Annotated in this window: 6 protein-coding genes, 1 pseudogene and 1 CRISPR repeat array; all 7 genes and pseudogenes read right to left on the reverse strand. The window is 50.4% G+C overall.

The window, feature by feature from the left end:
* Window positions 1-16 precede the first annotated feature (16 nt).
* The 7 genes and pseudogenes from fghA to cas4 all read right to left on the reverse strand — a co-directional run bounded on the left by fghA (window position 17) and on the right by cas4 (window position 14,933).
* Entirely contained in the window at window positions 17-844 is an 828-nt protein-coding gene (gene fghA, locus ACTHTS_RS01035; RefSeq protein WP_440368961.1) for an S-formylglutathione hydrolase, read from the reverse strand.
* A gap of 8 nt (window positions 845-852) precedes the next feature.
* Window positions 853-1,989, reverse strand: coding sequence for an S-(hydroxymethyl)glutathione dehydrogenase/class III alcohol dehydrogenase (locus ACTHTS_RS01040; protein ID WP_107857592.1), 1,137 nt, complete (start codon window positions 1,987-1,989; stop codon window positions 853-855).
* A 93-nt stretch (window positions 1,990-2,082) separates the two neighbouring features.
* Window positions 2,083-2,365, reverse strand: a pseudogene (locus ACTHTS_RS01045) (CRISPR-associated helicase/endonuclease Cas3); the annotation flags it as partial.
* A gap of 296 nt (window positions 2,366-2,661) precedes the next feature.
* Window positions 2,662-11,584: direct repeats of the CRISPR family, unit length 32 nt; unit sequence GTTTCAACACACAGCCGCCCGAAGGCGGCTGG.
* Window positions 11,585-11,772: 188 nt separating this feature from the next.
* Window positions 11,773-12,066, reverse strand: a complete 294-nt coding sequence (gene cas2 / locus ACTHTS_RS01050) for a CRISPR-associated endonuclease Cas2 (protein ID WP_003685729.1) — start codon at window positions 12,064-12,066, stop codon at window positions 11,773-11,775.
* 74 nt (window positions 12,067-12,140) lie between these two features.
* The gene (gene cas1c / locus ACTHTS_RS01055) at window positions 12,141-13,154 is read right to left on the reverse strand and encodes a type I-C CRISPR-associated endonuclease Cas1c (RefSeq protein WP_440368962.1); all 1,014 of its coding nucleotides are present in this window, start codon (window positions 13,152-13,154) and stop codon (window positions 12,141-12,143) included.
* Window positions 13,155-13,321: 167 nt separating this feature from the next.
* Window positions 13,322-14,197: a toll/interleukin-1 receptor domain-containing protein gene (locus tag ACTHTS_RS01060; RefSeq protein ID WP_440368963.1), complete on the reverse strand. Its 876-nt coding sequence runs from the start codon at window positions 14,195-14,197 to the stop codon at window positions 13,322-13,324.
* A gap of 85 nt (window positions 14,198-14,282) precedes the next feature.
* Window positions 14,283-14,933: a CRISPR-associated protein Cas4 gene (cas4, locus tag ACTHTS_RS01065; protein ID WP_440368964.1), complete on the reverse strand. Its 651-nt coding sequence runs from the start codon at window positions 14,931-14,933 to the stop codon at window positions 14,283-14,285.
* Between the last annotated feature and the right edge of the window lie 12 nt (window positions 14,934-14,945).

Below are 14,945 nucleotides of genomic sequence, written 5' to 3' on the forward strand. Positions count from 1 at the left end.
CGAATCACTCTTTGGTTTACTTCAAAAATGCCGCATGATAGGCAATATGCTCACCAATAAAACTGGCGATGAAGTAATAGCTATGATCATAGCCTTTGTGGAAGCGCACATCGGCCGGTTGATTTGCCGCACGACAGGTTTCGATAAAATCTTCGGTACGCAATTGTGTTGGCAAAAACTCATCTTCCAAGCCCTGATCAATGCGCATACCTTGCACTTTATAGCCTTGTTGAATGAGCGAGTTGGCATCATATTGCTGCCATTTTTCACGATCTTTCCCTAAATAGGCAGAAAAGGCTTTTTCTCCCCAAGGCACAAGACTTGGCGAAAAAATGGGCGAAAAAGCAGAAACACTTTGATAACGTTCTCGGTTTCTCAGTGCCAATACCAATGCGCCGTGCCCACCCATTGAATGTCCCATAATGGAACGTTTGCCGTTGGTAGGAAATTTTTCCTCAATCAGACTAGGCAACTCATTCAAAATATAATCATACATTTGATAATTCGTCGCCCAAGGCTGCTCGGTCGCATTCAAATAAAAGCCTGCACCTTGCCCTAAATCGTAAGCCGCATCGTTCGGCACTTGCTCTCCGCGAGGGCTAGTATCGGGGGCAACCACAATCACTTGATGTTCTGCGGCATAACGCTGAAAGCCTGATTTAGTAATGAAATTTTGTTCCGTACACGTTAATCCGGAAAGCCAATAAATTACACCAAGCGGTCGATTCTCCTGATTATCCGGCAAATAGACGGCAAATTTCATTTCGCATTGAAGCGTTTGGGCATCATGTGCCCAAACTTGTTGCGAACCACCAAAAATTTGATGTTGTTCAATCAGTTTCATCGCGTACCTTAGTAATGAATAACAGCGCGGATCGATTTACCTTCATGCATTAACTCAAAGGCTTCATTGATTTGATCAAGTGTCATTGTGTGGGTCACAAACGGTTCTAACTCGATATCGCCTTTCATTGAATCTTCCACCATTTTAGGCAGTTCAGAGCGGCCTTTCACGCCACCAAACGCCGTGCCTTTCCAAACACGACCTGTTACCAACTGGAACGGACGAGTTGAAATTTCTTGTCCTGCCCCTGCTACGCCGATGATAATGGATTGTCCCCAACCACGATGTGCACTTTCTAATGCCTGGCGCATTACGTTTACATTGCCGATACATTCAAAGGTATGGTCAATGCCCCATTTATTGATGTCTAACAACACATCTTTAATCGGTTTATCGTAATCGTTCGGGTTCAAACAGTCAGTTGCACCAAACTGTTTTGCCAGCTCGAATTTTGAGGGATTGGTATCAATAGCAATAATGCGCCCCGCTTTAGCTTGACGCGCACCTTGCACCACCGCCAAACCAATCGCCCCCAAGCCAAACACGGCAACAGAGTCGCCTTCTTGCACTTTTGCGGTGTTATGTACCGCACCAATACCTGTGGTGACGCCGCAGCCGAGCAAACATACATGTTCATGGTTGGCTTCTGGGTTAATTTTCGCCAGTGAAACTTCGGCAACAACAGAATATTCACTGAAAGTCGAACAGCCCATATAGTGATAGATCGGCTGACCTTGATAAGAAAAACGTGTCGTGCCATCCGGCATTAAGCCTTTACCTTGCGTATCACGTACTGAAACGCATAAGTTGGTTTTACCTGAACGACAAAACTCACATTCGCCACATTCAGCGGTATAAAGAGGAATCACGTGATCACCTGGTTTTACGCTTGACACACCTTCGCCCACAGCAACAACCACACCTGCACCTTCATGCCCAAGTACCACAGGAAACACGCCTTCAGGATCACTCCCTGATAACGTAAATGCATCAGTATGGCACACACCAGTGTGAGTGTTACGAATTAACACCTCGCCTTTACGCGGCATTTCTACGTCGATTTCCACAATTTGTAAGGGTTGATTTGGGGCGAATGCCACCGCCGCACGAGATTTGATGGTTGAATTGGTTTGTTTAATTTCCATTATTTTTGCCTTTTAATTCATTAATAAAGTTATCTAGCCTACGAAAGATAACTACAGTTTATACTTTGGAACCCACCCTGAAGCAAGCATTTTTGCAATTTTGGCTCCGGCGGTGGCATGATCGACTAAAGGGCCGCCATGCAATCGGTGATTAAAGGCAACTGAATATTTCCCTAAATCATGAAGCTGTCCCGTCTGGCAGGCAATTTCCTGCGCATCAAATACCCGGGCAAACTCAGCCGCCATTTCGCCCACATTTACCGAATGACTTTGCAAGGTTTGCCAATGGTTTGTAAGGCAAGGGATTGCCGAGTTTATCTTGGGCGGAATGAGCGTAGTAAATGAGGGGGGCATATTGAAATTCTAAAAAATTCAAATTGATATAGATTCAATGATAATATGATATTAAATTTAATATGTAAATAGAAAAAATGCCGTCTGAAACTTTTTCAGACGGCATTGTTATTAATTACCCTTTATAACTTGCTTCTAATATCCTCCACAGCTTTCACTAAAGCTTCGAAAAGCGAAGGATCAAAAGAAGAGCGGTCTGCTTGGACGATATTTGAACATACAGCCCCTCTTCCCTATTCAGACATGAGATACGGTGGCAGAGTTTCAACACCCAGCCGGCTGGTTTAGACGACCTTGTGCCACTAAATGCCTTACTTTGTTTCAACACACAGCCGCCCGAAGGCGGCTGGCTTTTGCCCATGTTCCCCGAGCATTCTTGTTATGTTGTTTCGACACACAGCCGCCTGAAGGCGGCTGGCTTGGTCGCGTGCATTGACCGTCTCGTTAAAGCCATGTTTCAACACACAGCCGCCCGAAGGCGGCTGGCGCATTTATTGACCAAATCACTTTCACAATTCACGTTTCAACACACAGCCGCCCGAAGGCGGCTGGTTCATTTTTTCAAACGTTTCCGCAATGGTTTTTTGTTTCAACACACAGCCGCCCGAAGGCGGCTGGAACGCGAAAAGTAGGCAATAGCAAAATGAAACGAGTTTCAACACACAGCCGCCCGAAGGTGGCTGGAGATCATTAAACCTGAGTACAACGGCACAGTATGGTTTCAACACACAGCCGCCCGAAGGCGGCTGGGGAATCGGAAGGCTACAAATGGGACGAAACCAAAGTTTCAACACACAGCCGCCCGAAGGCGGCTGGGGCAGCGCGCGCGCCCTCTCGTTTTCCATGAGCCTGTTTCAACACACAGCCGCCCGAAGGCGGCTGGAAGACCAAGACACCGTCTACGACGACAGCGAACTGTTTCAACACACAGCCGCCCGAAGGCGGCTGGGCAGGAAACGCTGCTGCCATAGGGGATAGGAAATGTTTCAACACACAGCCGCCCGAAGGCAGCTGGTGATCCATGGAATTAACTGTATTTTAGAAGGCAAAGTTTCAACACACAGCCGCCCGAAGGCGGCTGGAGCAACAGCCAGCGCAAAGCGGTTTTGACCGTAGTTTCAACACACAGCCGCCCGAAGGCGGCTGGCGGGATTGAAGACAAGTATGAAGCACTTGACTTAGTTTCAACACACAGCCGCCCGAAGGCGGCTGGAGTATCCAGTGATGAAAAGAGATTATCCGATAGTGTTTCAACACACAGCCGCCCGAAGGCGGCTGGGACGCTTGCAAGACCATGTAGATTTAAACGAAGCTGTTTCAACACACAGCCGCCCGAAGGCGGCTGGATGCCGATTTGTTCGGCAATGTCCTCAATAAACCGTTTCAACACACAGCCGCCCGAAGGCGGCTGGTTGCTTCAAGTGCAATTACATTCATTCACGAAAAGGTTTCAACACACAGCCGCCCGAAGGCGGCTGGTTCATTTTTTCAAACGTTTCCGCAATGGTTTTTTGTTTCAACACACAGCCGCCCGAAGGCGGCTGGCGTCTTTCGGCTTATGCTTTACCGTGCAAACTACGGTTTCAACACACAGCCGCCCGAAGGCGGCTGGTTGCTTCAAGTGCAATTACATTCATTCACGAAAAGGTTTCAACACACAGCCGCCCGAAGGCGGCTGGTATTTTCTTTAATGGTAAAGTTTATTTTGCAAACGTTTCAACACACAGCCGCCCGAAGGCGGCTGGGGTATGCCTGCTAGTGCAAGCAGATACTCCCTGCTGTTTCAACACACAGCCGCCCGAAGGCGGCTGGGATACTATCTCTTTTCATTCTTGGTACTACTGGGGTTTCAACACACAGCCGCCCGAAGGCGGCTGGGTCAAGGTCAGACATAACCAATTCTGCCTCTTTGTGTTTCAACACACAGCCGCCCGAAGGCGGCTGGTGATAGATACGGTTCAAGACAAGCGGTTTTTGATGTTTCAACACACAGCCGCCCGAAGGCGGCTGGCGTTTTAGGCCGCCTGCCTGTGGTTATTTAATCTGTTTCAACACACAGCCGCCCGAAGGCGGCTGGAGTTTGTTCCAATGTTTGGATTTTTGATTCAGATGTTTCAACACACAGCCGCCCGAAGGCGGCTGGTAAAGCTGAAACTTTTTGATTTGAGCTTTCGATTGTTTCAACACACAGCCGCCCGAAGGCGGCTGGACACATCAAGTGTGCATTCTTTGATTCCAATTGAAGTTTCAACACACAGCCGCCCGAAGGCGGCTGGAAGTTGTATCCATTGCAAGAAATGCTTTACAAAGTGTTTCAACACACAGCCGCCCGAAGGCGGCTGGGGCACTGGCTTTGCAAGGTACAGTGCTCAAGACGTTTCAACACACAGCCGCCCGAAGGCGGCTGGAAGTTGTATCCATTGCAAGAAATGCTTTACAAAGTGTTTCAACACACAGCCGCCCGAAGGCGGCTGGAAAATTAATGATAGAGTCGCAAAAAATCCAACAAGTTTCAACACACAGCCGCCCGAAGGCGGCTGGCCTTTATCTTATGTTTTTTATTTATTTTTAAAAGGTTTCAACACACAGCCGCCCGAAGGCGGCTGGGATACCCTCAACAGCAAAACTCAAACCCTCATAGGTTTCAACACACAGCCGCCCGAAGGCGGCTGGGCTATTACCACCGCCATGACTTCCACCACCGCCAGTTTCAACACACAGCCGCCCGAAGGCGGCTGGATTAAGCACAGGCTGAATATCAACAATCACATTCTGTTTCAACACACAGCCGCCCGAAGGCGGCTGGCTCTAACAAGCCCTGCAATACCGATTCTTCAGTCGGTTTCAACACACAGCCGCCCGAAGGCGGCTGGTGAGAACGAAGCCGCGCCGCCGCCAGTTTGCGAGGTTTCAACACACAGCCGCCCGAAGGCGGCTGGAATCTCAACCATGACCCAATACATCAACGGCCTTGTTTCAACACACAGCCGCCCGAAGGCGGCTGGACACTAGGGCGTGATGTGCTGGTTGCACATTGCGATGTTTCAACACACAGCCGCCCGAAGGCGGCTGGCTTTAATAAACACTTCCCACTTGCCGCTAGGGCGTTTCAACACACAGCCGCCCGAAGGCGGCTGGCTTGTGTCTAACCGCATGCACGAATACCTTTACTTGTTTCAACACACAGCCGCCCGAAGGCGGCTGGCAATTTGGGATAACACATTATGGTGTGTCATTCCGGTTTCAACACACAGCCGCCCGAAGGCGGCTGGGTCTGAAGCCGAATCTCTTGGAAATGATGTTTTGTTTCAACACACAGCCGCCCGAAGGCGGCTGGGTAATGGAGATTTGCAACAGGTTGAATACTTGCTGTTTCAACACACAGCCGCCCGAAGGCGGCTGGCAGTTTAGTGCGGTCAATGATATGTTCCTTAGCAGTGTTTCAACACACAGCCGCCCGAAGGCGGCTGGGCACCAGTTCATCACAAGTCAATTCAAAGGCATCGTTTCAACACACAGCCGCCCGAAGGCGGCTGGCTGTAACCGCATTGCATGGCATTCCGCCTTTTAAGTTTCAACACACAGCCGCCCGAAGGCGGCTGGTTGGATTCAAAAAAATTAGATGATGTTATAATTGGTTTCAACACACAGCCGCCCGAAGGCGGCTGGATCGAATTAACGGTTCTAAAGACCATCATAGCGGTTTCAACACACAGCCGCCCGAAGGCGGCTGGGCAGCTTGAGTACCCTGTAGCTTGTATTTCTGGCGCCAGGTTTCAACACACAGCCGCCCGAAGGCGGCTGGCTTTGGCTTGTGTTTTACAGTACAAATTACGGAGTTTCAACACACAGCCGCCCGAAGGCGGCTGGATATAATCAACATTTTTGTTATATGTGTCAATTGGTTTCAACACACAGCCGCCCGAAGGCGGCTGGCTCAAGAACCTCCGGCTGTCTTTCGCAAGCCGCATGGTTTCAACACACAGCCGCCCGAAGGCGGCTGGTTTGGGCATAAGGATTATCGGACATAGCCATACCGTTTCAACACACAGCCGCCCGAAGGCGGCTGGTTTGGGCATAAGGATTATCGGACATAGCCATACCGTTTCAACACACAGCCGCCCGAAGGCGGCTGGCTCCAAAATAAAGGGTACACCATGCCCATTCGGGGTTTCAACACACAGCCGCCCGAAGGCGGCTGGCGATGACTGTTAATGGGCGTTTTAACTAGATATGGTTTCAACACACAGCCGCCCGAAGGCGGCTGGAGGGGATAGCAGGTAGGAACAGGGAACAGACAGGGTTTCAACACACAGCCGCCCGAAGGCGGCTGGATGCGTAACTTAACAAAACTGTCTGTACAATGCGTTTCAACACACAGCCGCCCGAAGGCGGCTGGACGTAACGACTGCCAGCATCTTCAGCAATACACTGTTTCAACACACAGCCGCCCGAAGGCGGCTGGATATACGATAACTTAATGCGGTATTTCTTAGTAAGTTTCAACACACAGCCGCCCGAAGGCGGCTGGAACATATCTATGCCCACGGTGATGTTAGCTTATTGTTTCAACACACAGCCGCCCGAAGGCGGCTGGCGTACTTCCTGCGTTCTTTTCCGAGGGTATACGGGGTTTCAACACACAGCCGCCCGAAGGCGGCTGGTTATGCGCCGAAGTACTGATGACTTAGATGTACAGTTTCAACACACAGCCGCCCGAAGGCGGCTGGCCCTGGACGTGTACGTACTCTATCTATTTGTCTGTTTCAACACACAGCCGCCCGAAGGCGGCTGGCATGGTGAAACGCTTACAAGAACACACGGACTTGTTTCAACACACAGCCGCCCGAAGGCGGCTGGATATACGATAACTTAATGCGGTATTTCTTAGCAAGTTTCAACACACAGCCGCCCGAAGGCGGCTGGCCAGCATCTTCCGCAATACACTGCAGTCCATGACGTTTCAACACACAGCCGCCCGAAGGCGGCTGGTTCATGCGCTTGATAGACGCGAGAATCTATCCGTGTTTCAACACACAGCCGCCCGAAGGCGGCTGGCCGTGATTGTTTCGAAGAGATACTCTAAATTATAGGTTTCAACACACAGCCGCCCGAAGGCGGCTGGTTTTTTAGCTACTTCATTCATGCTCCAAACTTTCGTTTCAACACACAGCCGCCCGAAGGCGGCTGGCCGTGATTGTTTCGAAGAGATACTCTAAATTATAGGTTTCAACACACAGCCGCCCGAAGGCGGCTGGTTTTTTAGCTACTTCATTCATGCTCCAAACTTTCGTTTCAACACACAGCCGCCCGAAGGCGGCTGGAAATTTTGCGTAATTTGCATTTTCCAATTCTCCAAGTTTCAACACACAGCCGCCCGAAGGCGGCTGGGCGTGTCTAATAAGGTGATGCCATGACTCCTATCGTTTCAACACACAGCCGCCCGAAGGCGGCTGGCATAAGGGCGTCAAAACCGACATAGGTAATGATAGTTTCAACACACAGCCGCCCGAAGGCGGCTGGTACTGCAGGCGTAACCTGTACTATGGCTGCGAAGTTTCAACACACAGCCGCCCGAAGGCGGCTGGACCTTACTTGCTGTTTAGGCATTTGCAAGCGTGGAGTTTCAACACACAGCCGCCCGAAGGCGGCTGGGTATGCTTACCGTATGCTTACCGTATCCTATCCGTGTTTCAACACACAGCCGCCCGAAGGCGGCTGGTATACAATGCGCCGTGTTCCCTTTGCTGATTACTGTTTCAACACACAGCCGCCCGAAGGCGGCTGGTGCGGATAGGTGCAGTGGCTAAAGTGTATTGCTGTTTCAACACACAGCCGCCCGAAGGCGGCTGGGTATGCTTACCGTATGCTTACCGTATCCTATCCGTGTTTCAACACACAGCCGCCCGAAGGCGGCTGGAATACGCGGATACTTCCCGAGGGCATACGGGGAAGTTTCAACACACAGCCGCCCGAAGGCGGCTGGCAATGTTTTATCTAATTTTTTCTCAGGCCACACAACGTTTCAACACACAGCCGCCCGAAGGCGGCTGGCGGCGGCAAATGCTTGATACTCTCCTTTGTGGCCGTTTCAACACACAGCCGCCCGAAGGCGGCTGGGTTTGTTAAGCTCGCGCCCGCTGCTTGGTTTTCGGGTTTCAACACACAGCCGCCCGAAGGCGGCTGGGACAAACGTTAGCGATAGTGTTCGTTATGTTGGGGTTTCAACACACAGCCGCCCGAAGGCGGCTGGTTTCCTTTCATGGGTTTACGTTTAATTGATGGTTGTTTCAACACACAGCCGCCCGAAGGCGGCTGGAGAAAAACGTGATGATTATTTAGTATCTATTTTAGTTTCAACACACAGCCGCCCGAAGGCGGCTGGATTGTGTCTGATTTTTAATTTAGGATTTAAATATGTTTCAACACACAGCCGCCCGAAGGCGGCTGGTGTTCCACTCGCTGATGGCGGTGCGGATGATGTGGTTTCAACACACAGCCGCCCGAAGGCGGCTGGCCGTGTGTGATGTCCTGTACAAGCACTTTGCCTGTGTTTCAACACACAGCCGCCCGAAGGCGGCTGGATCAGGTTGGGGTACAGCTGCTTATTTTGCATACGTTTCAACACACAGCCGCCCGAAGGCGGCTGGATCCTTCTTTTAGCCGTTTCTCGGCGTTAAATCCTGTTTCAACACACAGCCGCCCGAAGGCGGCTGGCGGGCGATAAAGTTCGATATGTCGGCGAAGAGAAGTTTCAACACACAGCCGCCCGAAGGCGGCTGGTAACCTTACGAATCCTAGCAGTCTGCTCTTGGCTGTTTCAACACACAGCCGCCCGAAGGCGGCTGGCTCTTCTTCAAGAGCAACTTGGGCTTGCTCTTCGGTTTCAACACACAGCCGCCCGAAGGCGGCTGGTTATATTGCACCACATCCATGTCTGTATCCCGATGTTTCAACACACAGCCGCCCGAAGGCGGCTGGTCCTAATTGATTAAGGGGTTTGAGGATAATACGTTGTTTCAACACACAGCCGCCCGAAGGCGGCTGGATTTATGACGATTCGTATCAATTAGAGTATCTCTTTGTTTCAACACACAGCCGCCCGAAGGCGGCTGGGACGGCCTGAAACTGGAAATAACAGACGTTGAGGTTTCAACACACAGCCGCCCGAAGGCGGCTGGACATTAAACGCGGCCTTGATACGCGGTCAACGCTGTTTCAACACACAGCCGCCCGAAGGCGGCTGGGGTTGGCAAAGGTCGATTTTATGGGCAAAGATGGGTTTCAACACACAGCCGCCCGAAGGCGGCTGGAAGCGGAGCTGACCACGCCACAACGCCCGACAGCGGTTTCAACACACAGCCGCCCGAAGGCGGCTGGGCCCTCAATGGGCTGATTTACTCATTCAGGGCTTGTTTCAACACACAGCCGCCCGAAGGCGGCTGGAATTTCATTGCCATGTAAATCTAAATAAAGCCTTGTTTCAACACACAGCCGCCCGAAGGCGGCTGGATTGTTTATCCTTCCAATCAGCTAAGGCTTGTTGTTTCAACACACAGCCGCCCGAAGGCGGCTGGAAATTTCATTGCCATGTAAATCTAAATAAAGCCTTGTTTCAACACACAGCCGCCCGAAGGCGGCTGGGTCTGCCGATACTTTACGGCAGGCGCAACAAGGAAAGTTTCAACACACAGCCGCCCGAAGGCGGCTGGTGCAATATGTTGATAAATTTGACGGGTATCGCACGTTTCAACACACAGCCGCCCGAAGGCGGCTGGATCGTTGAGATAAAGCATAGTCAGATAGGATAAGTTTCAACACACAGCCGCCCGAAGGCGGCTGGAATTCCTTCAACAGCAAAACTCAGCCCCTCATAGGTTTCAACACACAGCCGCCCGAAGGCGGCTGGTTTGATACTTCAATTCGTTTTTCTTTGTACGGATTGTTTCAACACACAGCCGCCCGAAGGCGGCTGGACGCATCATCGTTGACATTACGATTTTGCCAGAGGTTTCAACACACAGCCGCCCGAAGGCGGCTGGCAATTTTAATTTCTAACGCCTGATTATTTTTGATGTTTCAACACACAGCCGCCCGAAGGCGGCTGGTTTGATAAACCAGACGCAAAACGCTTTAAGCCTGTTTCAACACACAGCCGCCCGAAGGCGGCTGGGGCAGATGCCCCCGATGGTTGTTTATTTATGAATGTTTCAACACACAGCCGCCCGAAGGCGGCTGGTGCAGCTTGTCCGCAGATTATCGCTGCTGCATCGGGTTTCAACACACAGCCGCCCGAAGGCGGCTGGCAGTGTTCTCATTCAACTGCTTCGACCATACCACGGGTTTCAACACACAGCCGCCCGAAGGCGGCTGGTGCCACACCTGCTGGCAACTGCCCGTTGTTCTCACGTTTCAACACACAGCCGCCCGAAGGCGGCTGGACGCGCGGTTTGTAGTGGGCGATACCGCCTTTACCGTTTCAACACACAGCCGCCCGAAGGCGGCTGGAAGTAAGCCAACACTTCCGCATCGCTTTTGTCTGCGTTTCAACACACAGCCGCCCGAAGGCGGCTGGGAATAAGTCAATAGTTATTTTGACTTGCAAACTAGTTTCAACACACAGCCGCCCGAAGGCGGCTGGTTATGACTAGGCCGATGGTTTCGACCTGCGCTATCTGTTTCAACACACAGCCGCCCGAAGGCGGCTGGGTGTGTAAAGACGCGGTTATATATCCCCCCCTATTGGTTTCAACACACAGCCGCCCGAAGGCGGCTGGCGTTATAAGTCAAGGGTTGTTTTGACTTGCCTATAGTTTCAACACACAGCCGCCCGAAGGCGGCTGGAAATGTTGGCTGGCTTTGCTTAACTGTTAAAGTGTTTCAACACACAGCCGCCCGAAGGCGGCTGGCACATAACCTACACTTTATACATGCCCTATTAGCTGTTTCAACACACAGCCGCCCGAAGGCGGCTGGGTGTGTAAAGACGCGGTTATATATCCCCCCCTATTGGTTTCAACACACAGCCGCCCGAAGGCGGCTGGCTCTTACAGCACAAAGTCATTAACATCAATAACGTTTCAACACACAGCCGCCCGAAGGCGGCTGGACGGGCGCGCTGGAGATAAGACCATGATTTGAAAGTTTCAACACACAGCCGCCCGAAGGCGGCTGGGAGCTTGGTCGCACATACGCCAAAAACTTGTGATGTTTCAACACACAGCCGCCCGAAGGCGGCTGGAGCCTCTCTCAAAAGCCTTGCTCCATCAGGTTTTGCAGCCCCAATTTCGCTAAGCTCCCAAAAAAGCAGAAATGCGAGTATAACACAGCCTTTTCCGTTACACCTGCATTCGCAATATCCTGATTGTTAAAGAACAATCCAAGTTCGCCAACCCTGCCGCATTTTCATGAGAACCACAGGTTGGCGATTCACACAATCAACGTATCCTTAAACACATCCACCGCCGGTTTCGCGCCGTGGTGTTCCACTTTGCGCCGCCATTTGCTGCCTAAATGGTAAAAGCGCAGGCTGTCGGTTTCAGGGTTGTAGGTTTTCAAAAGTTTGTCTTTTAAAACAACCCACTGGTCGGGCGCGATGTCGCATTCGAACACCGAATACTGCACGCGCACGCCGTAGTCCAGACACAATTTCGCCACGCGTCGCAGCCTTGCCTGTCCTTCGGCGTCTTCCAGCGAAATATCGTAAGTAATCAGCATTAGCATTTTGTATTCCCATATGCAGGCTGCTTTAGAGGCCGTCTGAAAATGTCTAGCCTATTTTCAGACGGCCTGCAAACCTATCTCATCAAAAACGGCGGATATTCTGCCAAATCACCGCGTAAATGCCGCGCCAATAACATAGCTTGAATATATGGCAGTAGCCCGATTTCCACCTCTTCATCCAAAAACGGATGAACGATTTTCTCCTGCTTTTTCGCCTGCAAGGCTTGAAACAAGAGCTTACGCGCATCGGCTTTCAGGCTTACCGCGTCGCTTGCCTCGATAACAAAATCCTGCGGTTTGATTTGCCCGCGGTTAATCAGCGACAACACCAGCCTGTCCGCCCACCACGCGCGGAATTCTTCCAAAATATCCTGCGCCAAACTGTCGCGCCCCGGACGGTCGGCATGCAGAAAGCCTATCTGCGGATCAAGCCCCACGCCTTGCAGCGCGCCGCTGATGTCCTTGCCCAGAATGCTGTACACAAACGACAGTAGCGCATTCACCCCGTCTCTGGGCGGACGGCGGTTGCGCCCGTCAAAAACAAAGCCGCTTTTTTCACTCAAAAGCTGCCCGAACACGCCGAAATAACGCGCCGCCGCATCGCCCTCAATACCACGCACCACGTCCAGCTCCGCCGCACCCTTCAACTGCCGCAGCGAAATATTTAAAGCATCGATCGCACTTTGAATCGCCGCATTCTCGCCATAATTGCGAATCTGCCGCTGAAGCACCCGCTTACTCGCCTGAATCTTTGCAGCAATGATATTCCGCGCAATCGGCACGGGATTTTGCTCCGACACCCGATACTGCGCCCGACGCAGCAGCACATTGCCGCTCTGCCGCCCCTGAAGCCGCCCCAAATAACGTCCGTTTTCCGTAAAAAACGCCAAATTTACATTATTTTCACCGCAAAACCCCAGCAAAAACGGCGACACCAGCACATTCCCGAAACAGAAAATATGCCCGATGGAATGCACCGGCAATTGCGCCACCTTCTTGCGCTCCTGCTCTACCACCAGCGTCTCCCGCTCCTTATGCAGATAGCTGCCTTGGGTGGTGATGTAGAGCGTGTTTTGTAGTTTGCGCATGGGGGAAACTCCTTGGGTTTTGACCGTGCTTTTGAAGACGGTTAGGCTACCTGAAAATCGGTAGGTCGGATTCTTGAATCCGACATCTCCAATCCGCTGTAATAATCTCAAAGTCGCATAAAGATCAACGAATTGTCGGATACAAGTATCCGACCTACGCTGACTTTCTATTTAAATCGTATATCTCCCACCTCTAATGGTAATGCTTTTAATATTTCAGCAAGTGCAATTAAATCATTTGTAGGTTCTTTCCAAACATATGGTTGTAACAGATTAGGTACAACTCCCTTTTCTCCATTTTCATCTGAAAAAACCAATGTAATAATTGAGAATTTTTCATCTTGTCGTTTTCTTGAAATTGCATAGTCAATTTCACTAGCTAAATACTTCTCATCTTTATAGTCTGGGGTAATAAAGAATATAGCAGCACACGAATCAGTCATTCCACTTTGTAAAGATCGTTCTAAATTTGCTCCTGCACTCATTGCTTCTTCATCTAACCACGGGGAAAATCCTAATAGTTCAAGTATAGTTTTAAAGTTACGGACTTTATCCTTATTAATGCTTTTGTGGCTTAAAAATATTTTCATAGGTTCCATATTCATCACCATTTTGTGTTGTAAAAAATTTTCTTTCAAATCCCTTTCTAGATCAGTACGCCAATTACTATAATTATTAGTTTTATCAAACAAAAATATAGCATCTCGTTTTTTTAGATTTAGCAAACTAAATAATTCCTTCCGAATCATATGTGGATTAGTGCGATCTATTTCATTTAAATTTAATTTAATATTACCAATACCTAATGTTTGTATGAAAGATGTCGGCCCCTGATCTATCAATACTACAACATAATATTTATCAAAAATTCCTAATTTATAATGTGTTCCAGCTATAACAGGCCAATATCCCACTAAGTTTGGAAAACAACTTTCTACATAAATCTTATAAGCTGAAAACGCAATATCTTTTAAGTCTTTATCTCCATTTTCTCCTGCAGGAGCATGTTCAAATGCTCGATTCGAAATAGATTGAAAATCCATACTAGTTATCCTCAGAATTAAAAAATTGAATAATTTGCATATTATAATAAATACTCGTTAAGAATAAGAGATCGAAAGATTTCCCCTATTCCCCAAACAACCCCACCACATACCCCACACTCCTACCCCGTTTCTCCAGCAGCTCCGGCTGGCAGATTTCCACTAACGAGCAGGCTTTGCAGCGTTTACCGTAGTCGGGCGGTGGGGTTTGACCGCTGTTTAGGAGTTCGCGCACGGCGGCGATGGTTGCGAGCGTTTGGGTGCGCAGGTCGTCTGAAAACACGACGGGGACGCGGCGGCGGGTTTGCATATACCACAGCGCGCCCTCAGAGACGGTTTGCCCCGTCATTTCTTCCAAACACAAACCTTGGGCGCAAAGCTGGATTTCGTCCATCGGGTCGGGTTTGGGCTTGCCGCGTTTGTATTCCACGGGTTTCAGACGACCTGTCTTTGTTTCCACTTCCACTAAATCCAACACGCCGCTGATGCCCAGTTTTTCCGCCGACACATGCACCGTCCGCTCGAAACGCACGCCCTTGCGCGTTTCGGGCTCGCCCGAATCCACCCGCTCATGCAGCGCCTTGCCCTGCGCGGTTAAATAATTCTCCGCCCACGCCTGCTCGTTGTGAATCAAGGCGCATTGGCGCGGGCAAAAGGCGTAGTGTTGCAGAGCGGAAAGGGGAATCAGGCGGGTATCCTGATTTTCCCCTTGGGTTTCGGTTAAAAGTGCGGTCATCTTTTTGAACGT

This window comes from Neisseria sp. P0019.S003 (assembly GCF_051957115.1).
GTDB classification, from domain to species: domain Bacteria; phylum Pseudomonadota; class Gammaproteobacteria; order Burkholderiales; family Neisseriaceae; genus Neisseria; species Neisseria flavescens_D.

What these genes read in the sequence shown, in the direction of transcription:
- fghA (WP_440368961.1), bottom strand. Translation starts at nt 844, where the DNA reads ATGAAACTGATTGAACAACATCAAATTTTTGGTGGTTCGCAACAAGTT.
- cas1c (WP_440368962.1), bottom strand. Translation starts at nt 13,154, where the DNA reads ATGCGCAAACTACAAAACACGCTCTACATCACCACCCAAGGCAGCTAT.
- ACTHTS_RS01060 (WP_440368963.1), bottom strand. Translation starts at nt 14,197, where the DNA reads ATGGATTTTCAATCTATTTCGAATCGAGCATTTGAACATGCTCCTGCA.
- cas2 (WP_003685729.1), bottom strand. Translation starts at nt 12,066, where the DNA reads ATGCTAATGCTGATTACTTACGATATTTCGCTGGAAGACGCCGAAGGA.
- ACTHTS_RS01040 (WP_107857592.1), bottom strand. Translation starts at nt 1,989, where the DNA reads ATGGAAATTAAACAAACCAATTCAACCATCAAATCTCGTGCGGCGGTG.
- cas4 (WP_440368964.1), bottom strand. Translation starts at nt 14,933, where the DNA reads ATGACCGCACTTTTAACCGAAACCCAAGGGGAAAATCAGGATACCCGC.